Source organism: Massilia sp. MS-15, from assembly GCF_020176695.1.
Classification (GTDB): Bacteria; Pseudomonadota; Gammaproteobacteria; order Burkholderiales; family Burkholderiaceae_D; genus Telluria; species Telluria hydrophila.
The window spans coordinates 128,811-152,017 of sequence record NZ_JAIWIA010000024.1 but is presented as its reverse complement, the minus strand read 5'-3'; the positions used below and the strand labels follow the sequence as shown (position 1 = coordinate 152,017).

The window sequence follows — 23,207 nt, the reverse complement described above, 5'->3', positions numbered from 1 at the left end:
CATAGCGCCGCGCGGGCGGAACATGGCTGTGCGCGCAACGGCTTTCAGGCCGGCAGGAAAGCGTCCAGCCGCTGCTCGAGCGCGGCGTGGCCGGCCAGCAGCGCGTCATGGCGGCCGGCGCCGGCCGCCGCTTCGAGTTCGGCGCACAGCGCGCCGAGCGCATCCTCGCCGAGATAGGCGGCGCTGCCGCGCAGGCCGTGCAGCACCCGTCCGGCCGTTTCCAGGTCGCCGCCGTCCAGCGCCGCCGCCAGTTCGGCGCGGCGGCGCGGCAGGTCGGCCGCGAAGGCGGCGCGCAGGCGCGCGGACAGGCTGGTGCCGGACGCGGCGGCGGCCGGAGCAGGAACCGGCGCGGGCGCCGGATCCGCGGCTGGCGCCACCTCGAACAGCGCGTCCAGGGTCGCCACCGACGGCGCCAGGGCGGCCGCCCCGGCCGGCAGCGGCGGCAGCGCGATCCCGCGCGCCAGCTGGCGCTCGATGGCGCGCGCGATCTGCAAATGCAGGGCTGCCTCGTCGATCGGCTTGGTGAGGAAGCCGTCCATGCCGGCGGCCAGGTAGCGCGCCCGGTCCTCGCCACTGACGTTCGCGGTCAGGGCCACGATCATCAGGTGCGGGTCGAGCACGCGCAGCTGCGCGCTGCCGCCGGCGCGGATCAGGCGGGTGGCGGTGGCGCCATCCATCTCCGGCATGCGCCCGTCCATCAGCACCAGGTCGTAGCGGTAGCGGGCGCAGGCCGCCAGCGCCTGGGCGCCGTTGTCGACGACGTCGACCGCATGTCCCATCTCCTCGACCAGGGTGCGGGCGATGATCTGGTTGGTGGTGAAGTCCTCGGCACACAGCACGCGCAGCCGGTGGCTGTGCGGCGCGCGCGGCGCGTTTGCCAGGTCGGCCGGCTCGACCCCGTCGGCCAGCGGCAGCAGCACGCTGAAGGTGCTGCCCTTGCCCTCCACGCTGTTGACACCGATCGAGCCGCCCATCAGGGCCACCAGCTGGCGGCAGATCGCCAGTCCCAGCCCGGTGCCGCCATAGCGGCGCGTGGTGGAGGTATCGGCCTGCTCGAACTTCTGGAACAGGCGCGGCAGCGCGCTGGCGGGAATCCCGATGCCGGTGTCACGCACGGTAAAGCGCACCATGTGCCAGCCTTCGCCGCGCACCTGCTCGTCCGGGCGGCACGCCACCTCCAGCGCGATGCTGCCGGCGCAGGTGAACTTGAAGGCATTGCCCAGCAGGTTGACCAGCACCTGGCGCAGGCGGGTCGGGTCGCCCAGTACGAAGCGCGGCAGCGCGTCGTCGAACGCCAGGTCGAAGCCGACGCCCTCGATCGCCTGCTCCTCGAACAGGCTGGCCACGCCGCGGATCAGGGCGTGCAGGTCGAAGTCGATGTTCTCGATGCTCAGCTTGCCCGCCTCGATCTTGGAAAAATCGAGCAGGTCGTTGATGATCGCCAGCAGCGACTCCGCATTGCCCTGGGCGCGCGCCACCTGTTCGCGGGTGCCGGCGCGCAGCGCCTGATCGCGCAGGGCGAAGCCGAGCATGCCGATCACGCCGGCCAGCGGGGTGCGCATCTCGTGGCTCATGTTGGCCAGGAACTCGGATTTCTGGCGCGTCGCGTCCTCCGCGCGCTGCTTGGCCTGGCGCAGGAATTCCTCGTTCTCCTGCAGCGCGCGGTAGGCGCGTGCCAGTTCGTTGGACTGCTGGCGCACCCGCCCTTCCTGTTCGCGCAGCTCGCCGGTCTGGCGTTCCAGCACGCGGTTCTGCTGCTCGACCTGCTCGGTGCGCAGGCCCACCTGGCGCGCCAGTTCTTCCTTCTGGCGGCGCAGGCCGGACAGGCGCATGCGCAGCGCCGTGTAGCCGAGCGCGACCAGCACCAGCACCGCCACCGCGCGGAACCAGGGCGTGCCCCAGGGCGGCGGCTCGATCGTGATCGCCAGCGCCGCCACCTGTTCGCTCCAGACCCCGTCCTTGTTGGCCGCGCGCAGGCGGAACACATAGGTGCCCGGGTCGAGGTTGGTGTAGGTGGCGAAACGCTTGCCGGCGTCGCCCTCGATCCAGTCGCGGTCGAAGCCGTCCAGCCGATAGGCGAAGCGGTTGCGCTCGGGGGCGGCGAAGTGCAGGGCCGAGAATTCGAGCGAGAACACCGAGGCGCCGGCCGGCAGGGTCACGGTCTCGGCATGCTCGACCGGTCCCTTGAGCGCGCCCGGCAAGGCTTCCTCGATCGGGCGGTTGAAGATCGTCAGGCCGGTGATCACCGGATGCGGCGCCACGCGGTTGTCGCGGATCGCGCGCGGGTCGAAGGCCGTGATGCCGTTGAAGCCGCCGAAGTACAGGGTGCCGTCGGGAGCGCGCGCGGCCGAGGAATCGAAGAAGGCGCCTTCGGTCAGGCCGTCCGCCGCCGTATAGTTGCGCCAGCGCCGGGTGGACGGATCGAAGCAGGAAATGCCGCTGGTGCTGCTGACCCACAGGCGGCCGTCGCCGTCTTCCATGATCGCCGCCAGCGCGTCGTCCAGCAGGCCGTCGCGGCGCGTGTAGCGCACGAAGCGCATCGCGCCGTCGGCCGCCATCACCATGCGGTTCAGGCCCGCCGCGGTGCCGACCCAGATGTCGCCGCGGCTGTCCTCGAACAGCGCATGCACTTCGTCGTGGCTCAGGCTGCCCGCATCGAGCGGGTCGTGGCGGAAGTGGCGGAAACGCCCGGTGCCACGGTCCATCAGGTCGAGGCCGTCGAAGGTGCCGATCCACATGCGGCCGCGCCGGTCCAGCAGCATCGGCCGCACGATGTCGTCCGCCAGGCTGCTGGCGCGGGCCGGGTCGTGGCGCCAGCTGTCCACCTTGCCGCTGCGCTGCTCGAACCGGTGCAGTCCGCCGCGGGTGGCGATCCACACCGCATCGTCCGGCGTGACCAGCAAGCCGCGCACGTGGTTGGCCTCGGCGTCGCCCGGCAGCACCTGGCGCGTGAAGCGGCCACTGGCCGGGTCGAAGGTGCTGAGGCCGATGCGGCTGCCGATCCACAACCGGCCGCTGCTGTCGCGCGCCAGCGCCGTGGCCGGGGTGCCGATCGGGCTGTTCGGATTGCGCGGATCGTGGCGGTAGGCGGTGACGGCGCCGCTGGCCGGGTCGAGGTGGTTCAGCGCGCTGTTGGTACCGACCCACAGCTTGTGGCCGCCGCCTGCCGGATCGACCAGCAGCGCGCGCGCCTTGTTGTCGGCCAGCGAAGGGGGCATGCCCGGCACGTCCTCGCGCCGCACGATGCGCGCGAAGCCGCCGCTGCCCAGGTCCACCCGCGACACCCCGGCAAACCAGGTGCCGACCCAGAAGGTGCCGAGGCGGTCGCGGTACAGGGCCGAGACCTGGTTGTCGGCCAGGCTGTGGCGGTCGGCCACGACGTGGCGGTGGTTCTCGAAGCTGTCGTCGCCGGCGCGCCAGCGCAGCAGGCCGTTGTCGTGGGTGCCGGCCCAGACCTCGCCGGTGGCGTCGCGGTACAGGGCCGTGATCCACCAGGGACCGACCCCGTCGCGCGGCCCGAAGCGGCGCACCTGCCCGGTCTCCTTGCCCGACAGCGCGTGCCGTTCCAGCCCGCCCAGGCGCCCGACCCACAGGCGCTGGGTGCCGTCCACCATCAGCGCATGCACCGGGTTGGCGCGCGGGCCCAGGCCGGATGGATGGTGTTCGATCCGCTCGCCGTCCGGCGCCAGGCTGTCCAGCCCGCCGCCGGTGCCGATCCACAGGCGCCCGCTGCCGTCCAGCGCCAGGGCGTTGACGTTGTCGTCGCTCAGGCTGCGCTCGTTGCCGCGCTCGTGGTGCCAGGTGCGGAAACGGCGCAGCGTGGTGTCGAAGTACTGCAGGCCGTCGTTGGTGCCGATCCACAGTCCGTCGCGGCCATCGCCGACGATGGCATTGATGTGGCGGTTGCCGTTGCCGCGCCGCGCCGTCTCGTCCGGCACGAACAGGGTGAACGACTGGCTGACCGGGTCGTACAGGTTGAGCCCGCCGTCGGTGCCCAGCCACAACCGGCCGTGGCGGTCCAGGTGCAGCACCCGCACCCAGCTGTTCGACAGCGTGCGCGGCTTGCCCGGCACGCTGCGGTAGTTGATGACGCGGTAGCCGTCGAAACGCGACAGGCCGTTCTGGGTGCCGAACCACATGAAGCCGTCGCGGTCCTGCAGCATCGCCAGCACGGTTTCCTGGGCCAGGCCCTCGGCCACCGACAGGTGCTGGAAGCGCAGGCTGGCGCCGGGTATCACGGCCTGGGCGGCCTGGGCGCAGCAGGACAGGGCCAGCAGCAGTGCCGCCAGCACGCGGATCAATGGAGTCATGCCGGGAAGAAGTCCAGTACGTCGTCGCGCCGCGCCAGCGTGTCGTGTTCGCCAAGACGGATCAGTTCGCGCGTGTAGCCGCCTTCGAACAGCAGGTAGGAGGCCAGCGCCGCGCCGCGCGTCTCGAGCGCGCCGATCCCGCCCAGCAGGGTGCGCACCGGGGATGGCAGGCTATGCACGTGGCGTAGCGCGATGTCGTCCAGGCGCTCGGACGGTGCGATCACCAGCAGTTCCACGCGCCGCAGCGGCAGCGCGGCGCGTGCCTCCGGCGCCACCCGCTCCAGGGTCTGGTTGACGCGCTGCAGGCGCTCGATGTCGGACGCCAGGCTGTCCAGGAAGATCGAGGACAGCGCGTGGCCGGCGATCTGCGCCAGGCTCGGATAGCCCGCGTTGCCGGCCAGGCCGGGCGCGCGCTCGGTGGCGGACTCGGACATGCGTCCCGCTCCCACCACCAGCACGCGGGTGGCGCCCAGGTGGATCGCCGGCGCGATCGGCGCCAGCTGGCGCATCGAGCCGTCGCCGCAGTATTCGCGCCGTCCGGCCAGGTACAGCGGCACGGCCGGGAAGATGAAGGGAATCGCGCTCGAGGCCAGCAGGTGCTCGACACCGATCTGGGTCGGCAGCGCCAGGCGCTGGTGGCGCAGCCAGGGCGCGATCTCGCGCGCCGCCTGGTAGAAGGTGATGTGGTGGCCGCTGCTGTACGAGGAGGCGGTGACCGCCAGCGCGTGCAGCACCCCGTCGGCCAGCGCCGCATCCAGGCGCGGCAGGTCGAGCGCATGGTGCAGCAGGCCCGCCAGCGGGGTATTGTCGAGCAGGGACTGGGGCGGCGCCGCATGCCACTTGCGCAGCAGCCAGCCAAAGGACAGCAGCGACAGCCAGCGCGCGCCGCTGCGCAGCACGGCCAGCGAATCGGCGCGGTAGACCTGGTGCGCCGACACGCCTTCCCACACCGCGAGCAGGCCGCGCACGGCGCTGCCGAAATCGTCGGCGCGGCAGGCCAGCGCGGTGGCGTTCAGGGCGCCGGCCGAGGTGCCGCAGATGATGTCGAACGGAGAACGCAAGGCCGGACGGCCGGCGTCGGCCAGGATGCGGGCGATCGCATGCATCACGCCGGCCTGGTAGGCGGCGCGTGCTCCACCGCCCGTAAGGACCAGGCCTGTTTTTGCTTGACTTTCCACCCGCCAAGCTTAGCAAATGTCGGATACCTCTAGGAAAATAATTGCGCTTTGCCCCGGCCTGGACGGGGTGGCAGTTGGTTTTCGCCGACGGTCAGCGCCCCGGCCGGCAAGCCTTGCCTTCGTACTGGTGGCGTTGCAGGACATACGCCTTGCCGTTCCAGCGCTCGACCGGGAAGCAGAAGCCGGGGCCGCCCACTTCGATGTCCGGCCAGCCGTCCTTGCCGCGGGTGGACAGGAAACTGGCCATGCCGGTGCCGCCCGAGATCTTCTTCCAGCTCCCGTCCGCCTGCCTGGAAACAAGCGCATAGCCGGCCCCGGCATGGCCGTAGCAGGCGCTGCTGCTTTCGGTGATCAGGGCTTCCGGCCGGCCGTCGCCGTTCAGGTCGCGCACCTCGGCGATCTCGCCCGGCACGTAGGCGGGCGACGGGTCATCGCACTGGCGCCATTGCTTGCCCTGCAGGCTGAAGCCGGCCGCCCTGAAGGCCGCGCCCTGGTCGCGCGCGCTCAGCACGGGCGTGGCGGCGCCGGCGGCAGTACTGGTCAACAACATCGCCGCGAGGACCACCCGCGGCATCGTCATCGGGGTATGCATGACCATTTCCTTTCAACGAGGGGGAACACAGGCCCAGTATGCGCCTGTCCGGCCCGTTATGGTCACCGGCTGCACCTGCCGGGCGCGCCTTGGCAAGCCACGCATACCCACGCCGACGCAGCGCCAGGCTCAGTCGCCCCGGGCCACGCCCTCGCGGCGTGGATCGGCCCCGCCGTACCAGAGCGGCACGCCATGCACCTCGATGCGCTGGATGCCGTGCAGGCCCGAGGTCTGCTCGCCCTGCCGTACCGCGTGCCCGCGCGCCTTCAGGGCCTCGACCGTGGCGGCCGGGAAGCGCCCCGCCTCCAGTTCGGTGGGGCCGTTGCGGCTGCCGAAGTTCGGCAGCGCGATCGCCTGCTGCACGTTCAGGCCCCAGTCGAGGGTGCCAACCAGCACCTTGGCCACGTAGTTGATGATGGCCGGGCCGCCCGGCGAACCGACCGCCAGCACCAGTCTGCCGCTCCTGCGGTCGAACACGATGGTGGGCGACATCGCGCTGCGCGGGCGCTTGCCGGCTTCGACCCGGTTCGCGATCGGACCGTCGGCGTCACGCGAAGCGAAGGAAAAGTCGGTCAGCTGGTTGTTCAGAATGAAGCCGTCGACCATCTGGCGCGAGCCGAAGGCGTCTTCGACGGTCGTGGTCATGGCCAGGCCCATGCCGTAGCCGTCCACCACCGACAGGTGCGAGGTGGACGGCGTTTCGATGGCATTGTCCTTGCCCCAGTGCCAGGCGACTTCCATGCCGGGCGGCTTGCCGGCCGGCGCCTCGCCCATCGAGCGCGCGCCGACCAGCCGGGCGCGCGTGGCCAGGTAGGTCTTGTCGATCAGGCTGGGCACGCCCTTGCCCGGCAGCGGCACGAAGTCGGTGTCGGCCGCGTAGCGGTTGCGGTCGGCATAGGCCAGGCGCCCCACTTCGCTGAACAGGTGCAGGGCCTCGACGTCCGGCACGCCGTTGATGGGTGCCAGCGCCCGCATGTCGAAGGTCTCGAACATGCCCAGCATCTGGGCCACGGCGATGCCGCCGGAAGAAGGCGGCGGCATGCCGCACACGGTGTAGGCGCGGTAGTCGCTGCACACCGGAGTGCGCACTTGCGGCCGGTAGTCGGCGATGTCGGCGGCGCTCAGCAGGCCCGGGTTGCTCGGGTGCCCCGCGACCTTCGCCGCGATGTCGCGCGCGATGCGGCCCTGGTAAAAAGCGTCGGCGCCGCCGGCGGCGATCTCGCGCAGGGTCCTGGCCAGCGCCGGGTTCTTCAGGATGTGGCCGACCGGCCAGGGCTGGCCGCCGTTGCCGTAGAAGTAGCGCGCCGCCTCCGGGTCCTTGCGCAGGTGGCGCTCGCCGCTGAGCAGCGCGTGCAGGCGCGGGCTGACCGCGAAGCCTTCCTCGCTGAGGCGGATGGCGGGGACGAACAAGGCCTTCCACGGCAGCTTGCCATGCTCCCTGTGGGCCAGTTCCAGCATGCGCAGCACGCCCGGCGCGCCGGTCGAACGGCCGCCGACGATGCCCTCGGTACGCGACAGCGGCGTGCCGTCGGGCCGCTGGAACAGGCGCTCGTCAGCTTTCGAGGGCGCGGTTTCGCGGCCGTCGAAGGCCTGGGTCTTGCGGCCGTCGTAGTGGACCAGGAAGGCGCCGCCGCCGATGCCGGAAGACTGGGGCTCGACCAGGGTCAGCACCAGCTGGGTCGCGATGGCGGCATCGATCGCGCTGCCGCCCTGCTTCAGGATCGCGTAGCCGGCGTCCACCGCCAGCGGATTGGCCGCGGCCACCATGAAGCTGCGGGCCGGCCAGCCGGCCTTGTCCTGGTAGCCGGTGGCGGCTTCGGGCGCGCGCTGCAGGACGTCCGGCGCCAGCGCGGAAGGGGTGGCGGCCAGGGTGGCGCCGAGGGCCAGCATGAGGCCAAGGGCCATGCGCGGCATCGTATTGTTCTTCGTCAAATCGGTTCTCCGGAAAGCAAACGGGCGCGCGGCTTGCGCCACGCGCCCGACATCCGCCCATCGTACAGCAATTGGCGGCAGCGTTCAGGACGCCCGCTCTGCGCCGCTTACTTCGGCTGCATGCGGATCGCGCCGTCCAGGCGGATCGTCTCGCCGTTCAGCATGACGTTCTCGATGATGGCCTTGGCCAGGTGCGCGTACTCCTTCGGCATGCCGAGGCGCGGCGGGAACGGCACCATCTTGCCCAGCGAATCGCGCACTTCCTGCGGCATGCCCATCAGCATCGGGGTTTCGAAAATGCCCGGGGCGATGGTCATCACGCGGATGCCGCTGCGCGCCAGGTCGCGCGCCATCGGCAGGGTCATGCCGGCCACGGCCGCTTTCGAGGAACCGTAGGCGGCCTGGCCGATCTGGCCGTCGAAGGCCGCGACCGAGGCGGTGTTGATGATGATGCCGCGCTCGCCGTATTCTCCTGCTTCGGTCTTGCCCATGGCGTCGGCCGCCAGGCGGCACATGTTGAAGGTACCGACCAGGTTGATGTTCACCGCGCGCTGGAAGGCGTCCAGCGGGTGCGGGCCGTCCTTGCCGACGGTCTTGACGGCCGGCGCCACGCCGGCGCAGTTGACCAGGCCGCGCAGCGTGCCCAGTCTGGTGGCCGCCTCGACCACGGCCAGGCCGTCGGCTTCCGAGGTCACGTCGCACTTGACGAACTGGCCGTTCAGTTCGGCCGCCACGGCCGCGCCGGCGTCAAGCTGCACGTCGGCGATGACGACCTTGCCGCCCGCCTCGGTGATCATGCGCGCGGTGGCCGCTCCCAGGCCCGAGGCGCCACCGGTGACGATGAACACGTTGTTCTGAATTTGCATGGTTTTCCCTTTTTAAAAGTTCTGGTGCCGCTGTCTGCACGCGGTGATGACGCCGTGACTACGCAATTACGTTTACGTAAACGTCAAACAGCGATTGTAGCGAACTTTTTGCCGGAAAAACCATTTATGCGGCTGCGTGCCTCAGATGCACTGGATATTCGCGCCGTTGCGCGTGCACAGGCGCCCGCTGCTGCTGACCCCGACATTGCCGTTGCCGGCGTTGTAGGTGGCGCCGCTGGCGTCCGTGCACAGGCTGCCGGCGCAGCCCACGGCCTGGCTGGTCTGCGGCACCAGTGGCGCCGGCGCCGCCGGCGCCGGCACGGGCGGGAACGGCATCGGCGCCGGCGCGGCGATGCGCGGCGTGCTCTCGACGCGCTGGACCGCGCCCGGGCGGCGCTGCGCCTGTTTGCCCTGCTTGTCGGCCGGACGCGCTGCGGGCCGCCCCTGGCGCTCCTCCCGGGTTTGCGGCCGGGCAGGCGGCTGCGGCGCCGGGCGCGCCGAAGGGTCGGCCTCGTCCTGCTTGCCCGTCACCGGTGGCTGGCCGGCGCGCTCCTCCTGGGCCTGGGGCCGGGCTTCGCCGGCGCGCTGGCGCATGGCCGGGCTGTCCTGGGGGTTGAGCACCGGGCCGTAGCTGGCACTGTCGGACACCGGCTTGCCGGTCGGCGGCTGCGGCGCGGCCGTGTTCTGCGCCAGTGCGCCGGCGGATCCAAAGGCCAGCAGGACGGCGATCAGGGACGGGATGGGACGCATGGCGCACCTCGCGATTCGAATGGGGACAGGCCATTATCGGCCCGCGCAGCCGGCTTCGTCGCACGCGAAACAATTCCTCACACTCGCGCCCGGCAGATTGTCGGGACGAAGCGTCGTTGACGGCGGCAATCGAGCGCTATCTGTAGCGGGATCCAGAACCGGAAACAACAACGGCCCCGAAGGGCCGCATGGGAGCGAAACCTGGTCCGCTTACTCGGTCAGCGCCGCGAACGCCGCATCGCGCACCTGCTCGACCGGGCCCACGCCCGAGATCTTGCGGTACTTTGGCGCACCCGGCAGGCCCGACTGCGCCCACTTGTTGTAATAGCCGAGCAGCACTTCGGTCTGGTTGTGGTACACGGCCAGGCGCTTCAGGACGGTCTCTTCCTTGTCATCGTCGCGCTGCACCAGCGGCTCGCCGGTGACGTCGTCGATGCCCTCAGCCTTCGGCGGGTTGAACTTGGTGTGGTACACGCGGCCCGATGCGGCGTGGGTGCGGCGGCCCGACATGCGCTCGACGATCAGCTCATCAGGCACGTCGATTTCGAGCACGTAGTCGATCATCACGCCGCTGTCCTTCATGGCGTCGGCCTGGGCGATGGTGCGCGGGAAGCCATCGAACAGGTAGCCGTTGGCGCAGTCGGTTTCCTTCAGGCGCTCTTTCACGAGACCGATGATGATGTCGTCCGACACCAGCTGGCCCGCATCCATCACCTTCTTGGCAGCCAGGCCCAGCTCGGTTCCCGCCTTGATCGCGGCACGCAGCATATCGCCGGTGGAAATCTGCGGGATGTTGAACTTTTCCTTGATGAAGTTGGCCTGGGTGCCCTTACCGGCTCCCGGTGCTCCTAGCAGAATGAGACGCATGAGTTTCCTAGATTCCTAGAGGATGTTGATAATTTTTATGTGCGCTAACGATCGCGTTTGATGCCACGTTTGATGCCGCATTTGATGTATATCTGGCTACTTGACACGAAAGTTACCACAAAAGTCAGCTTCAACGCCAATCCCGGGGGCCTCCGCCAGCCCGTTTTGGCATGGCGCAGACAACGTAAAACTGGCGTAAGGAAGTTCAGGCAGCGTAGTGGCGGCGCACCCGCTCCAGGTCCTCGGGCGTGTCGACGCCGGCCGGCGGCGCACTGTCGGTGATGTGCACGGCGATCGGATGGCCGTGCCACAGCACGCGCAACTGTTCCAGCGCCTCGATGGTTTCGAGCGGTGAACTTTCCAGCGCCGGGTAGGCCTGGAGGAAAGCGTTGCTGTACGCGTAAAGACCGACGTGGCGCAACGGCGCGTAGCCCGCGGGGAGCGCATCGCGCGTGGCGGCAAAGGCGTCGCGGTGCCAGGGAATGCTGGCGCGCGAGAAATACAGCGCCCTGCCCGCCTTGTCGAGGACCACCTTGACCACGTTCGGGTTGAACACCTCGGCCACATCGCTGATCGGGTGGGCCACGGTGGCCATCGGCACGCCGTCGGCGATGCGCGCGGCGCAGGCGGCCAGCAGTGCCGGGTCGATCAGCGGCTCGTCGCCCTGCAGGTTGACCACGACCTCATCGGGCGCCAGGCCCAGCTTGCGGGCCACTTCGGCGATCCGGTCGGTACCCGACGGATGGTCGGCACGGGTCATGAAGGCCTCCACGCCATGTGCGGCGCAGGCCGCCAGGATGTCGGGGTGGTCGGTGGCCACGATGATGCGCGCCGCACCCGATGCGCGCGCACGCTCGGCCACGCGCACCACCATCGGCTTGCCGCCGAGGTCGGCCAGCGGCTTGTTCGGCAGGCGGGTCGAGGCCAGCCTGGCCGGGATGATGACGGTAAAGCCCATCGGCTCAGACCGGTTCGACCTTGCGCGCCTGGTCGGCCCACATGATCGGAATGCCATCCCGGATCGGGTAAGCAAGGCGGTCCGGGCTACAGATGAGTTCCTGCGCCTTCTTGTCGTACTGGAGTGGGCCCTTGCACAGCGGGCAGACCAGGATATCAAGCAGTCGAGCGTCCACGACATTTCTCCACGATTTGTTCGGCCAGCGCGGGATCGATCCGCGCCGTCACCGGCACGACCCACAAGCGCGGATCGTCCTTCAGGTTATCAAGTTGCCGACATTTTACTGCATCCTTCTCCGTGATCAGGATGACATCGGCATCCACGCCGTCGAAGGGACGGTCGAGGAAGTCGTGGTGGTCGGGCAAGGGCAGTTCGGCGAAGTCGAGCCCGGCGCCGCGCAGCATGGCGAAGAAGCGGCCCGGATTGCCGATGCCGGCCGCGGCCACGATGCGCCGGCCCTGCAGGCGCCCCAAGGGAAGGCGGGCTTCCGGCCGCCCCAGGGGTTCGGCGAAGCGGCCCGCCAGCTCCATGCGAAAGGGCTGGCCGCCGACCGCACGCGCCAGCGCCGCGTTGATCGCGGGCGCGTTCACCACCGTGAAGTCGCGCCGCCGCGAAGGCGGCTCGCGCAGCGGGCCGGCCGGCAGCAGCCAGCCGTTGCCGACGCCGCGGCCGTCGAACAGGACGACCTCGATGTCGCGCGCCAGCGCGTAGTGCTGCAGGCCGTCGTCGGCGATCAGCACGTCGACCTCCGGATGCGCCGCCAGCAGCGCCCTGCCCGCCTCGGCGCGCCGGCGTCCGACCACCACCGGGCAAGCGGCGCGCGCCGCGATCAAGAGCGGCTCGTCGCCGACTTCGCGCGGGTCGGACTGCGGGCCGACCGCGCGTGGCGCCGCTTCCTGTCCCCCATGGCCGCGCGAGATCACGCCCGGACGCAGGCCGGCCGCGCGCAGGTTCTCCGCCAGCCAGATCGTGAGCGGCGTCTTGCCGGTACCGCCAATAAAGATATTGCCGACCACGATCACCGGCACCGGCAGGCGTTCGCTGTGCTTGATGCCGCTGCGGTAGAGCAGCATGCGCAGCGCCGCCAGCAGGCGAAACAGCAGGGAAAGCGGCAGCAGCGCCAGCGCAAGCGGGCCGCGCCGCAGCCAGGCTCGGGTCAGGGTCGATTCGAGAGAAGCCATCACAGGACGCAAGGCGGACGCCGGGGCGTCCGCGTGCTTATTTGCCGGGGTTGCCGGGACCGGTCTGGGCGGCGAAAGTCAGCTTGTCGTAGCCGGCCACGCGCGCCGCTTCCAGCACGTTGATCACCATCTGGTGCATCGCGAACTGGTCGGCATTGACGATCACCACCGGGTCGGTGGCGGGCTGGCCGTTCGGGCCGCCGTTCTGGGCCGCCCGGCGCAGCTCCTCGGCCAGGCCGGCCACGCTCTGGTAGGCGACCGGCACATTGTTCACCGTGTAGTTACCCTTGGCATCGACGGTCACGTTGATCTCGAAGGGGCGTTGCTCGACCTGCTCGGCGTCGGCCGTGGGGAGCGTGATCTGCAGCTCGGTGAACTTGCTGTAGGTGGTCGAGACCATCAGGAAGATCAGGACGACCAGCAGCACGTCGATGAAGGGGATCAGGTTGATCTCCGGTTCCTCGCGCTGGCGGCCGCGGCGGAAATTCATCATTTGCGGGTCCCGTGCACGACGTCGACGAATTTCACGGCCTGCAGTTCCATTTCGACGATGAAGCTGTCGACCAGGGCGCGGAAGTGGCGGTAGAACACCAGGGCCGGCATCGCGATGGCCAGGCCGAAGCCGGTGTTGTACAGGGCCACCGAGATGCCGTGGGCCAGCTGGGCCGGGTTGCTGCCGCCGGTCGGGCTCTGGGCGCCGAAGATCTCGATCATGCCGACCACGGTGCCGAACAGGCCCATCAGCGGGGCCAGCGAAGCGATGGTGCCGAGGGTGGTCAGGAAGCGTTCCAGGCCGTGGGCGACGCCGCGGCCCGCTTCCTCGATCGACTCCTTCATGACGTCACGCGGCGCGTCCACGTTGCGCAGGGCGGCGGCGAGCACGGTGCCGAGCGGGGAATTGTGTTCCAGCTTGTCGATGACGTCGGGCGTGACCTTGCCGGCACGGTAGACCTGGGTGACTTCGGCCAGCAGGTCGCGGGGGAGGATCTTCTCGCGGCGCAGGTAGAGCAGACGTTCCACGATCAGGGCGACAGCGACGATCGAGGCGACCAGCAAGAGCCAGATGGGCCAGCCTGCAGCTTGGAAAATGGCGAGCAAGAGAAACTCCTGAGGGAAAGAAATCAATTCAGCAATGTAACAAGTTGCTAGCAGTGCGGCAAGTGCGCTACGTGCAGGTTCTACACAAGTTCTGTGGATAAAAATGTGCGCAAGGCCCTGCGGTGAAGCAAAGCTCTTTGATTTGAAAGGATATTTTGAAGCTGCGCAAGAATAAGGCAGGTCCCGATGCGCGGGCCGATCCGTTTTTGCCATGCATCGAACCGAGCGGCCGGCGGCCAGTTACGAACACAATCTGTGGACAAAATTGTGTGCAATGGCCGAACCTGTCAACTAAGCCATTGATTTGGATAGATAATTTTCCTCAGCGAAAAATTTAGGCAGGAATCGCCGTGCGCCTCGCGTGTTCGGATTGTGCGGTTCCTCACATTTTTTGTGGACAAAAATGTGAGCAATGCCCTTTTTCGGTAGCTAAGTGTTTGATCTCGCACAAAAAACTCGGGCTGCACAAAATTTAGTCAAAACCTGTTATAGGCGACATTCCGGCGTGTTTTGCGCGTGTTTTGCACAGCACCTGCGGCTTTCGGCACTCGGATGCAGAGAAAATTTTCCTCTGCACACTTTTTGTGGATAAGTTTGTGATGAAGCCTGTATGCCTTCATCTAAACCTTTGATTTCAATCAAATAGTTGCTGACTGCCTTCAGAACATGCAGCGCCGGCACAGCCCAAGAGCGCGAGACGCGCCTTCCCGCATGCATTCGCCGGTCTTCTCCGCCATGCTCGATGCGATGACGTTTGTACACAGGTTTTGTGGACAACATTGTGCTCAAGCCAAGCATATGCATGCTAAGTGCTTGATGCGTAAGGCAAGCGGGAGGCTGGTCTGTTTGCATGCAGCCAATTGCGCCAATGGATGAGTTGCCCACAGTTTTTGTGGATAAGCCCCGCCTGGCGCTCCCCAGCCTCGCTGCAAGCCCTTGAATCGAAAGGCTTTTCAATAGAATGCATTGAAAATTGGCAACAACAGGATTGCGCGGGCAAGGCGCACGGCTACGGGACGGCCCTTGTCGATTTCGCCCGGATATGACATAAGCATCGCTTTGCCCCGCACGAAAGCCGCCATGGAAGACCGATTCGACGCTGCCCCCGCCGACCTTGCCTACACGGCTCCGCCCGTCCTGAGCGTGACGGCCCTGAACCAGCAGGTAGCGCGCCTGCTCGAGCGCAGCTTTCCCCTGGTGTGGATCGGCGGCGAGATCTCGAATTTCACGCGCGCCAGCTCCGGCCACTGGTATTTCACGCTGAAGGACGATGCGGCCCAGGTGCGCGCCGTGATGTTCCGCAGCCGCGCCCAGTACGCCGGATTCAATCCGCGCGAAGGCGACAAGGTCGAGGTGCGCGCCCTGGTCACCCTGTACGGCGCGCGCGGCGACTACCAGATCAATGTCGAGACCATCCGCCGCGCCGGCGTCGGCCAGCTCTACGAAGCTTTCCTGCGGCTCAAGGAAAAACTCGAGGCCCAGGGACTGTTCGATCCGGGCCGCAAGCGCCCGCTGCCGCTGTTCCCGCGCACCATCGGCATCGTCACCAGTCCCCAGGCGGCCGCGCTGCGCGACGTGCTCACCGCCCTGCGCCGCCGCGTACCGCACGTGCGGGTGATCCTTTACCCAGCCCCGGTGCAGGGCCAGTTCGCGGCCGACAAGATCGCGGAAGCCATCATGACCGCGTCGCGCCGCCAGGAAGCCGACGTGCTGCTGGTCTGCCGCGGCGGCGGCTCGATCGAGGATTTGTGGAGCTTCAACGAGGAGTGCGTGGCGCGCGCCATCGATGCCTGCGCGATTCCGGTGATCTCGGGCGTGGGCCACGAAACCGACGTCACCATCGCCGACTTCGCCGCCGACATGCGCGCCGCCACGCCCACCGCCGCCGCCGAACTGGCGGCCACGCCGCGCGCCGACTGGCTGGCCTCGCTGGCAGGGGACGCCCAGGACCTGCGCCGCGCGCTGCGCCGCACGCTGTCGGATGCGAGCCAGGGCCTGGACGGCTACAGCCGCCGCCTGCTCAGCCCCGCGGCCCAGATCCGCCACCAGCGGGTGAAGCTGCTGGCGATGGCGGCCGCGCTGACCCATGCGGTGCGCACCCCGGTCAACCGCCAGAACCTGGTGCTGGCCCAGCTGCAGCAGCGCTGGATGCGCCACCGTCCCGAGCTGGGCACGCTGCGCGCCCAGCTGCTGGCCGAGGGACGCCACCTGAACGCCAGCCTGTGCAGCGCCATCAAGGCGCGCCGCGACGCCCTGGGCGCGCTGGCGGCCCAACTGGAACTGCTGAATCCGCAGCGCACCCTGGAGCGCGGCTACGCCATCGTGCGCAATGCGCAGGGCGAGGTGCTGCGCGACCCGGACCAGGTCAAGGCGCGCAGGAAGCTGTCGCTACGGCTGGCGGGCGGCAGCGTGGAAATCGGCGTGTCCAGCACACACAGCCTGTCCGAATAGCTAGCCATCCATGCAACACCGGCCTATCCGGTTTAGAATGACGCCGCTCTGGAACAAAACCTGTCCAACCACACGAAGGAAGAAACATGGAACATACCCTGCCGCCACTGCCATACGCCAAGGATGCCCTGCAGCCGCACATCTCGGCCGAGACCCTGGAATTCCACCATGGCAAGCACCACCAGACCTATGTCACCAACCTGAACAACATGATCAAGGGGACCGAGTACGAAAACATGTCCCTGGAAGAGATCATCCAGAAATCGACCGGCGGCGTGTTCAACAACTCGGCCCAGGTGTGGAACCACACCTTCTTCTGGAACTGCATGTCGCCGAACGGCGGCGGCGCGCCGACCGGCAAGGCGCTGGATGCCATCAACGCCAAGTGGGGTTCGTTCGACAAGTTCAAGGAAGAGTTCAACAAGTCGGCCTTGGGCAACTTCGGCTCGGGCTGGACCTGGCTGGTGCAGAAGACCGACGGCAGCGTCGACATCGTCAACACCTCGAATGCCGGCACCCCCTTGACCACTACGGACAAGCCGCTGCTGACCGCCGACGTGTGGGAGCACGCCTATTACATCGACTACCGCAATGCGCGCGCCAAGTTCCTGGACGCCTTCTGGAACGTCGCCAACTGGGACTTCGTGAACCAGAACATGGCCTGAACGCCGTCTGGTTGTTTCGTCATAATTAAGTTCGGAACAACTTAAAAAAGATCGGAACACGCTTCTCACTCATGGCCCGCGTTGTGCGGGCCGTGTCTTTTTGAGCGATATCCCATTCAGCCTTGGTTTGCTTCGCGCCTACGGCAGCTACACCCGATAGCAGCACCAAGATCGTCGTGGCGATTCAGCCTCCCGCTCGATCACAATCTGTTGATCTGCCGGTCGATCGCCTTCCGGGCCTGCTCATTACGCTCGCTGTACCGGTCAGTGAGGTAGTCAGTACGACCACGCATTAATAGCGTGATCTTGAACAGCTCCTCCATCACGTCGACCACGCGATCGTAATAGGCAGACGGCCGCATACGGCCATCATCATCGAACTCCTTGTAGGCCATCGGAACCGAGGACTGATTCGGGATCGTAAACATGCGCATCCACCGGCCCAGAAGGCGCAAGGTGTTCACCACGTTGAACGATTGCGAACCGCCACACACCTGCATCACTGCCAGCGTGCGGCCCTGGCTTGGACGTATCGCCCCCATTTCCAGCGGGATCCAGTCGATCTGGTTTTTCATCACGGCCGTGATTGCACCGTGACGCTCCGGACTGCACCACACCTGGCCTTCCGACCACAGGCACAGCTCGCGCAGCTCGACCACCTTGGGGTGGGTTTCAGGCACGCTGCCCACCATCGGCAGTTCCATCGGATCGAAGATCCGCACCTCGGCGCCGAAGTGTTCCAGGATGCGTGCAGCCTCATAGGTCAGGAAGCGACTGAAGGAGCGCTCACGCAGCGAGCCATACAACATGAGGATCCGCGGCGGATGGTTCATGTCGCCGGCTTGGGCAAGCTTCTCCAGCGTCGGCTGGTCCACCAGTTCCGGCTTGATATTGGGGAGATTCGAAATCCTGTTCATTTGATTCGCTTTCCTTCGGCGTCGACGACAGGCTCGCCGTCTTCCTTTGTAAAAGCACCCTGCTGCTGCGCCGGGAGAATGTCGAGCACGACTTCGGACGGACGGCACAGCCGCACACCGAGCGGCGTGACGACAAATGGGCGATTGATCAGGATCGGATGGGCGAGCATCGCATCGAGCAGCTGCTCGTCCGTGACGGCCGGGGCGCCCAGGCCGAGCTCGAGGAAAGGCGTGCCCTTCTCGCGTACTGCACCGCGCACCGACAGCCCGGCACGCTGGATCATGTCGGCCAACGTCGCACGGTCCGGCGGGTTGTTCAGGTATTCGATAATGGTCGGCTCGATCCCGGCATTGCGGATCAGGCCTAGCGTGTTGCGCGAGGTGCCGCATGCGGGGTGATGGAAAATCGTGACGTCCATGGAGACTCCTTTCTCAGCTCAGGCGAATGGCGAGCGCGCACAGGGTGACAAAGAGGATCGGCAGCGTCAACACGATGCCTACGCGGAAGTAGTAGCCCCACGAGATCTGGATGTCCTTCGCCGACAGCACATGCAGCCACAGCAGCGTGGCCAGGCTGCCGATCGGGGTAATCTTGGGGCCGAGATCGGCGCCGATGACGTTTGCGTACACCATGGTTTCGCGCACGACACCCTGGGTAGAGGTGGCATCGATCGCCAGTGCACCCACGAGCACGGTCGGCATGTTGTTCATGATGGACGACAAGATCGCCGTCATGAAGCCGGTACCGAGTGCCGCACCCCACACGCCATGTTCAGCGCAGCGCTCCAGAAGCGCCGTCAGGTAATCGGTAAGGCCCGCGTTGCGCAGCCCGTAGACCACCAGATACATCCCCAGCGAGAACACGACAACCTGCCATGGCGCACCACGTAGCACTTCACGCGTCGAAATACGGTGGCCACGGGCGGCGACGGCCAACAGCAGGACCGCGCCTACCGCGGCGACCGCGCTGATCGGAATGCCGACATCGTCCAGCCAGAAGAACCCGACCAGCAGCATCACCAGCACCCACCAGCCGGTGACAAATGTGGCGCGGTCATGGATCGCCTCTTCAGGCCGCTTGAGCTGGGACAGGTCGTAGTTGGCCGGAATGTCCTTCCGGAAGAACCAGACCAGGGCGGCGAGCGTGGCTGCCACCGACACCAGATTGACCGGGACCATGACTGCCGCGTAGCGTGCAAAAGTGATGCCGAAGTAGTCGGCGGACACGATGTTGACGAGGTTCGACACCACCAGCGGTAGGCTGGCGGTGTCGGCGATGAAGCCGGCCGCCATGACGAAAGCCAGTGTGGCACGCGCCGTAAACCGCAGGGCAACCAGCATGGCGATGACGATCGGCGTCAGGATCAGGGCGGCCCCGTCATTTGCAAACAGCGCGGCCACTGCCGCACCCAGCAGGACGAGCAGGATGAACAGGAGCCGGCCATTGCCTCTGCCCCAGCGCGCCACGTGCAAGGCTGCCCATTCGAAGAAGCCAGCCTTGTCCAGCAGCAGGCTGATGATGATGACGGCCACAAACGCCCCAGTGGCGTTCCAGACGATGTTCCAGACGACGGGAATGTCGCTCACCTGGATCACGCCGGCGAACAGGGCCACGGCGGCGCCGGCCGACGCGCTCCAGCCGATGCCGAGGCCGCGCGGCTGCCAGATAACGAACGTCAGGGTTGCCAGAAAAATGAGAAAAGCAATCAGCACAAGAATCCTTTGAATGGTGGTGGTCACCACGAAAAAGCCGGGGGCATGCCCCGGCCAACATGAGGCCGCCCGTGTTCAGGCGCCGATATGACCGATGCGGTCGAGCTCCGCCTTGAGTCGTTCCCGGTCGCCCTTCAGTTCTTCCAGCGGCAAGGCAAGGAAGGCCACGATCCGTGCGCGCAGCGTGGCGTAGGCTTTCTCGAATGCGGTATCGATTTCCTCGTCCGTGCCGACCGCATGGCTCGGATCTTCCACGCCCCAGTGCGTGCGCAGGACCGGGCCGAGATAGGCCGGGCAGGTTTCGCCGGCGGCGCTCGCACATACGGTCACAACCACATCCGGCGTGACAGGCAGCTTGTCCCAGGATTTGCTGTAGTAGCCCTCGGTGGAGATGCCTTTGCTTGCCAGCAGGGCGAGCGCCTTGTCGTTCAGCTTGCCGGTCGGCTGGCTGCCGGCGCTGATGGCATGCCAGCCTGCAGGGGCCAGGTGGTTGAAGACCGCTTCACTGATGAGCGAGCGGCAGGAGTTGCCAGTGCAGAGGAAAAGTACGTTCACGGAAAACCTTTGGTGAAAAAATGGATCAACTTGTCGCGCCGACGACAGCGCTATTGCAGGCGGCATTGCCGACCGGCGTACAAGGATTGCCGCCGCAGCAGTTCTCGGTGAGGAAGCCCAGCAAGGCATTCATCGTGTCGAAATTTGCTGAATAGATGATGAAACGCCCGTCCTGACGGGGGATCACCAGGCCGGCGTGCGACAACTCTTTCAGGTGAAAAGAAAGCGACGATGGCGGCACGCCGAGCGCCTCGGCGATCCTGGTTGCTGGGAGGCCGGCCGGCCCCGCCTGGACCAGCAGACGATAAGTGGCGAGCCGCGATTCCTGGGCCAGTGCAGCCAAGGCAGCGATTGCCGGTTTGGTATCCATGACATTCACCCTTCAATTTGATACTTCCAGTATATTAGAATCAAGCCCGTTACGACAAGTGCTCATCTCCATGCCCAGTTTGGGGCGCCCGTCACAGCTTCCTTGCCGCGATCGCGCGCACGGCTTCGCGGCGTACCGAATCGTCTTCCAGCCACTCCAGTGGCAGTGAAACGAACTGTTCGACGCGCTTTCTGATCTGTTCGAAGACCCGGCGAAAGGCTTCTCGCTTGCACCCGTCGTCACCTGGGACCTGGGCTGGGTCTGGATAGCCCCAGTGCGCCGTCGTAGGGTGGCCCGGCCAATGCGGGCACACTTCTCCGGCCGCGCTGTCGCACACAGTGATGATGAAGTCCATGTGAGGGGCACCAGCTTGCGCGAATTCGAGCCAGCTCTTGCTGTGCATTGCGGCCATTGGGAAGCCCGGATCGAACCGTCTTATCTGGTCTGCGGCGAAAGGATTGACGACACCAGCGGGACGGCTTCCTGCGGAATATGCTTGAAATCGTCCCCTGCCCAGCACCGTCAACAGTGCTTCCGACATGATGCTGCGCGACGAATTCCCGGTGCACAGGAAGAGGACGCTGTAGACCTTGCCTGTCATCGTCTGGCGTCGACGTGAGACGTCTGCAAGCTTGCATCGGGGCGGGCAATTGCGTTCAATTCTTCCTCGATGGCCATGCGCGCAAGCTTTTCGAAGGGCAGCATCGCGAAGATATCCAGGCGGTTCTTGATCTCACGGCATACCTTGCTGAACAGCTGCCGTTGCTCCTGCTCGCCGCCAACAAAAGTTGCAGGGTCTTCGAAACGCCATTGGGCTGTGATTGGATGGCCAGGCCAGCGCGGGCACACCTCACCAGCAGCCTTGTCGCATACCGTGATCACGAAGTGCATGTGGGGTGCATCGGCAGCGGCAAATTCGTCCCAGCTCTTGCTGCGCAGCTCGCCGAGCGGAAAGCGAAGGTGCTCGATCGCTTCCATTGCCAGCGGGTGGACATAGCCAGTCGGATGGCTTCCTGCGCTGTACGCACGGAATCGGTCGGCACCGATCGCATTGAGGATTGCCTCGGCAATGATGCTGCGCGACGAATTGCCGGTACAGAGGAAAAGCACGTTGAATGTTTCGTGGTTGGTCATCGCGGCCTCCAGCCAAGCAGGGTTGTTTATACGACTATTCGAAATATATCGAAGTTTCTTGACGGTTTGATGACATGAGGTTATTCTGTGTTCGTCGAATAACGAATTGCAGGTAGGTCGGCTCTCGCATTGACCGGGTTCCACCGTTCTCACACATGCATGCCCGATCGGTATTCACATGTTCGCCATTTGACGAATAACGAACTCTAAGCGATATGGACCAGCTGACTACCAAGGAGAACAAAATGAAGAATGAAAACGTACAGAATCTGCCGGTTGCAGTGCTCGGCGCGGGCCCGGTCGGACTTGCCGCAGCAGCCCACCTGATCGAGCGCGGCCTGACGCCCCTGATCTTCGAAGCCGGTTCCGAGGTAGGGGCAAATATGGCAACCTACCGTCACGTTCGCCTATTCTCGCCGTGGCAATACAACGTGGACAAGGCTGCCCGCCGGCTCCTTCTCAACCATGGCTGGACCGAGCCTGCAGGTGAATATCTGCCGAGTGCCGGTGAAGTCGTGGATCGCTACCTTTCCCCGTTGGCGTCGATCCCGGCGATCGCCTCGAATCTGCTGCTCGAGCATCGCGTCACGGCTATCACGCGACTGGGGTTCGACAAGGTCAAGACAAAGGGTCGTGAGAACGCCCCATTCCTCATCCGTGTCGATACGCCGGCCGGGCCACGGCAGTTCGTGGCCTGTTCCGTGATCGATGCCACTGGCACGTGGTCGCACCAGAACCCCCTGGGTGCGGATGGCATTCCTGCGCTTGGTGAAGCAGAGCTTGCCGCGCGAATCGACCACGGCATGCCCGACGTGCTCGGCTCGGCACGTGAACGCTACGCCGGCAGGAAGGTGATGGTCGTGGGTGCGGGGCATTCCGCCGCGGGCACCTTGCTCGCTCTCGCCCAGTTGGCTCAGGAGCACCCGGGTACCAGTATCGTCTGGGCCACTCGCGGCAGCCAGTTGACGCGTGTATTCGGCGGCGGGGAAGCCGATGGGCTTAAGGCGCGGGGGGAGCTGGGGATGCGCCTGAAAGCGTTGCGTGATTCAGGAGGGCTGGAAATGCGTCAGAATTTCCGGATCGAGCAGCTCACCGAGGTTGGCGGAAAGATTCGTGTGATCGGAGAGGCAGTCAATGGTGAAGTGCCTACGCTCGACAATATCGACCGCATCATCTGCGCTGCCGGCGCCCGGCCAGACCTGGAGCTCACCAGGGAACTGCGTGTGCGTCACGACCCATGGCTCGAGAGTACCGATGCTCTGGCACCACTGATCGATCCGAACGAGCACAGCTGTGGCACGGTCCGCCCCCATGGGCACCGAGAACTGGCGCATCCGGAATCGGGCTATTACGCCGTCGGCGCAAAGAGCTACGGCCGCGCTCCCAACTTCCTGCTGGCGACTGGCTATGAACAGGTGCGTTCAATAGTTGCCGTCCTGGTGGGGGACATGGCAGCGGCTGACGATGTGCAACTCGACCTGCCGGAAACAGGTGTCTGCAATACGCGTCTGGCGTACGAGAGCCCGGCGGACCAGGCGAGCTCTTGCTGCGATGTGCCGGCAGCCGTTGCCGCTTCCTGCTGCGTGCCGGCACCGTCTCCGGAAGGTACCTGCGGCTGCAGCAAGCCTGCTGCAGCAAGCTGCTGCGCTTGACGCATGATCCTCGCCGCC

General features: G+C 66.4%; 22 protein-coding genes. 3 read left to right on the top strand and 19 right to left on the bottom strand.

Features of this window, described 5'->3' with window-relative positions; all coding sequences use genetic code 11:
* Window positions 1–44 precede the first annotated feature (44 nt).
* From LCI23_RS10790 to LCI23_RS10735, 12 genes are all read right to left on the bottom strand, one after another.
* The gene (locus LCI23_RS10790; RefSeq protein WP_224946459.1) at window positions 45–4,310 is read right to left on the bottom strand and encodes a two-component regulator propeller domain-containing protein; all 4,266 of its coding nucleotides are present in this window, start codon (window positions 4,308–4,310) and stop codon (window positions 45–47) included.
* A complete protein-coding gene (locus LCI23_RS10785; protein WP_224946458.1) occupies window positions 4,307–5,488 on the bottom strand; it encodes a patatin-like phospholipase family protein in 1,182 nt (393 codons plus the stop codon). The genes LCI23_RS10790 and LCI23_RS10785 overlap by 4 nt, the downstream gene beginning before the upstream one ends.
* Before the next feature lie 91 nt (window positions 5,489–5,579).
* On the bottom strand, window positions 5,580–6,080 hold the full coding sequence (locus tag LCI23_RS10780) for a hypothetical protein (protein WP_224946457.1): 501 nt from the start codon (window positions 6,078–6,080) through the stop codon (window positions 5,580–5,582).
* Between the two features lie 129 nt (window positions 6,081–6,209).
* A complete protein-coding gene (gene ggt, locus LCI23_RS10775; RefSeq protein WP_374041163.1) occupies window positions 6,210–7,985 on the bottom strand; it encodes a gamma-glutamyltransferase in 1,776 nt (591 codons plus the stop codon).
* 134 nt (window positions 7,986–8,119) lie between these two features.
* Window positions 8,120–8,878 carry a 3-hydroxyacyl-CoA dehydrogenase gene (locus tag LCI23_RS10770; RefSeq protein ID WP_224946456.1) on the bottom strand — a complete coding sequence of 253 codons (759 nt, stop codon included), beginning with the start codon at window positions 8,876–8,878 and terminating at the stop codon, window positions 8,120–8,122.
* Between the two features lie 141 nt (window positions 8,879–9,019).
* Window positions 9,020–9,628 (bottom strand): hypothetical protein, encoded by a 609-nt coding sequence (locus LCI23_RS10765; protein ID WP_224946455.1) that lies wholly within the window; start codon window positions 9,626–9,628, stop codon window positions 9,020–9,022.
* Between the two features lie 210 nt (window positions 9,629–9,838).
* Window positions 9,839–10,495, bottom strand: coding sequence for an adenylate kinase (gene adk / locus LCI23_RS10760; RefSeq protein ID WP_224946454.1), 657 nt, complete (start codon window positions 10,493–10,495; stop codon window positions 9,839–9,841).
* Between the two features lie 205 nt (window positions 10,496–10,700).
* Window positions 10,701–11,453: a 3-deoxy-manno-octulosonate cytidylyltransferase gene (gene kdsB, locus LCI23_RS10755; protein ID WP_224946453.1), complete on the bottom strand. Its 753-nt coding sequence runs from the start codon at window positions 11,451–11,453 to the stop codon at window positions 10,701–10,703.
* 4 nt (window positions 11,454–11,457) lie between these two features.
* Entirely contained in the window at window positions 11,458–11,628 is a 171-nt protein-coding gene (locus LCI23_RS10750; protein ID WP_224946452.1) for a Trm112 family protein, read from the bottom strand.
* Complete coding sequence (gene lpxK, locus LCI23_RS10745) at window positions 11,609–12,634, bottom strand: tetraacyldisaccharide 4'-kinase (RefSeq protein ID WP_224946451.1); 1,026 nt, start codon at window positions 12,632–12,634, stop codon at window positions 11,609–11,611. Before lpxK ends, LCI23_RS10750 begins: the two co-directional genes overlap by 20 nt.
* Before the next feature lie 37 nt (window positions 12,635–12,671).
* On the bottom strand, window positions 12,672–13,124 hold the full coding sequence (locus tag LCI23_RS10740; RefSeq protein WP_224946486.1) for a biopolymer transporter ExbD: 453 nt from the start codon (window positions 13,122–13,124) through the stop codon (window positions 12,672–12,674).
* Window positions 13,124–13,732: a MotA/TolQ/ExbB proton channel family protein gene (locus tag LCI23_RS10735; RefSeq protein ID WP_224946450.1), complete on the bottom strand. Its 609-nt coding sequence runs from the start codon at window positions 13,730–13,732 to the stop codon at window positions 13,124–13,126. The genes LCI23_RS10740 and LCI23_RS10735 overlap by 1 nt, the downstream gene beginning before the upstream one ends.
* A gap of 1,080 nt (window positions 13,733–14,812) precedes the next feature.
* On the opposite strand from LCI23_RS10735, the gene xseA reads away from it, so the two are divergent.
* Window positions 14,813–16,183 carry an exodeoxyribonuclease VII large subunit gene (gene xseA / locus LCI23_RS10730; protein WP_224946449.1) on the top strand — a complete coding sequence of 457 codons (1,371 nt, stop codon included), beginning with the start codon at window positions 14,813–14,815 and terminating at the stop codon, window positions 16,181–16,183.
* 86 nt (window positions 16,184–16,269) lie between these two features.
* Complete coding sequence (locus LCI23_RS10725) at window positions 16,270–16,848, top strand: superoxide dismutase (protein WP_224946448.1); 579 nt, start codon at window positions 16,270–16,272, stop codon at window positions 16,846–16,848.
* A gap of 200 nt (window positions 16,849–17,048) precedes the next feature.
* Here the strand turns inward: LCI23_RS10725 and arsH are convergent, their stop codons facing one another.
* The 7 genes from arsH to LCI23_RS10690 form a co-directional block, all read right to left on the bottom strand.
* Window positions 17,049–17,765 (bottom strand): arsenical resistance protein ArsH, encoded by a 717-nt coding sequence (arsH, locus tag LCI23_RS10720; protein ID WP_224946447.1) that lies wholly within the window; start codon window positions 17,763–17,765, stop codon window positions 17,049–17,051.
* Entirely contained in the window at window positions 17,762–18,184 is a 423-nt protein-coding gene (gene arsC / locus LCI23_RS10715) for an arsenate reductase (glutaredoxin) (RefSeq protein ID WP_224946446.1), read from the bottom strand. The genes arsH and arsC overlap by 4 nt, the downstream gene beginning before the upstream one ends.
* A 13-nt stretch (window positions 18,185–18,197) precedes the next feature.
* Window positions 18,198–19,478: an arsenic transporter gene (locus LCI23_RS10710; RefSeq protein WP_224946485.1), complete on the bottom strand. Its 1,281-nt coding sequence runs from the start codon at window positions 19,476–19,478 to the stop codon at window positions 18,198–18,200.
* Between the two features lie 75 nt (window positions 19,479–19,553).
* Complete coding sequence (locus LCI23_RS10705) at window positions 19,554–20,033, bottom strand: arsenate reductase ArsC (RefSeq protein WP_224946445.1); 480 nt, start codon at window positions 20,031–20,033, stop codon at window positions 19,554–19,556.
* Between the two features lie 25 nt (window positions 20,034–20,058).
* Window positions 20,059–20,403 (bottom strand): helix-turn-helix transcriptional regulator, encoded by a 345-nt coding sequence (locus LCI23_RS10700; protein WP_224946444.1) that lies wholly within the window; start codon window positions 20,401–20,403, stop codon window positions 20,059–20,061.
* 91 nt (window positions 20,404–20,494) lie between these two features.
* Window positions 20,495–21,004: an arsenate reductase ArsC gene (locus tag LCI23_RS10695; RefSeq protein WP_224946443.1), complete on the bottom strand. Its 510-nt coding sequence runs from the start codon at window positions 21,002–21,004 to the stop codon at window positions 20,495–20,497.
* Entirely contained in the window at window positions 21,001–21,537 is a 537-nt protein-coding gene (locus LCI23_RS10690; protein WP_224946442.1) for an arsenate reductase ArsC, read from the bottom strand. The genes LCI23_RS10695 and LCI23_RS10690 overlap by 4 nt, the downstream gene beginning before the upstream one ends.
* Before the next feature lie 215 nt (window positions 21,538–21,752).
* Here LCI23_RS10690 and LCI23_RS10685 point away from each other — a divergent pair, with 215 nt between their 5' ends.
* The gene (locus LCI23_RS10685; protein WP_224946441.1) at window positions 21,753–23,189 is read left to right on the top strand and encodes an NAD(P)-binding domain-containing protein; all 1,437 of its coding nucleotides are present in this window, start codon (window positions 21,753–21,755) and stop codon (window positions 23,187–23,189) included.
* The last annotated feature ends 18 nt before the right edge of the window (window positions 23,190–23,207 follow it).

Bases quoted from the DNA above. Each gene is read 5' to 3' on its own strand.
- LCI23_RS10790 (WP_224946459.1), bottom strand. From the start codon at position 4,310: ATGACTCCATTGATCCGCGTGCTGGCGGCACTGCTGCTGGCCCTGTCC.
- LCI23_RS10780 (WP_224946457.1), bottom strand. From the start codon at position 6,080: ATGCATACCCCGATGACGATGCCGCGGGTGGTCCTCGCGGCGATGTTG.
- ggt (WP_374041163.1), bottom strand. From the start codon at position 7,985: ATGGCCCTTGGCCTCATGCTGGCCCTCGGCGCCACCCTGGCCGCCACC.
- LCI23_RS10770 (WP_224946456.1), bottom strand. From the start codon at position 8,878: ATGCAAATTCAGAACAACGTGTTCATCGTCACCGGTGGCGCCTCGGGC.
- LCI23_RS10765 (WP_224946455.1), bottom strand. From the start codon at position 9,628: ATGCGTCCCATCCCGTCCCTGATCGCCGTCCTGCTGGCCTTTGGATCC.
- adk (WP_224946454.1), bottom strand. From the start codon at position 10,495: ATGCGTCTCATTCTGCTAGGAGCACCGGGAGCCGGTAAGGGCACCCAG.
- kdsB (WP_224946453.1), bottom strand. From the start codon at position 11,453: ATGGGCTTTACCGTCATCATCCCGGCCAGGCTGGCCTCGACCCGCCTG.
- lpxK (WP_224946451.1), bottom strand. From the start codon at position 12,634: ATGGCTTCTCTCGAATCGACCCTGACCCGAGCCTGGCTGCGGCGCGGC.
- LCI23_RS10740 (WP_224946486.1), bottom strand. From the start codon at position 13,124: ATGAATTTCCGCCGCGGCCGCCAGCGCGAGGAACCGGAGATCAACCTG.
- xseA (WP_224946449.1), top strand. From the start codon at position 14,813: ATGGAAGACCGATTCGACGCTGCCCCCGCCGACCTTGCCTACACGGCT.
- LCI23_RS10725 (WP_224946448.1), top strand. From the start codon at position 16,270: ATGGAACATACCCTGCCGCCACTGCCATACGCCAAGGATGCCCTGCAG.
- arsH (WP_224946447.1), bottom strand. From the start codon at position 17,765: ATGAACAGGATTTCGAATCTCCCCAATATCAAGCCGGAACTGGTGGAC.
- arsC (WP_224946446.1), bottom strand. From the start codon at position 18,184: ATGGACGTCACGATTTTCCATCACCCCGCATGCGGCACCTCGCGCAAC.
- LCI23_RS10700 (WP_224946444.1), bottom strand. From the start codon at position 20,403: ATGGATACCAAACCGGCAATCGCTGCCTTGGCTGCACTGGCCCAGGAA.
- LCI23_RS10695 (WP_224946443.1), bottom strand. From the start codon at position 21,004: ATGACAGGCAAGGTCTACAGCGTCCTCTTCCTGTGCACCGGGAATTCG.
- LCI23_RS10690 (WP_224946442.1), bottom strand. From the start codon at position 21,537: ATGACCAACCACGAAACATTCAACGTGCTTTTCCTCTGTACCGGCAAT.
- LCI23_RS10685 (WP_224946441.1), top strand. From the start codon at position 21,753: ATGGACCAGCTGACTACCAAGGAGAACAAAATGAAGAATGAAAACGTA.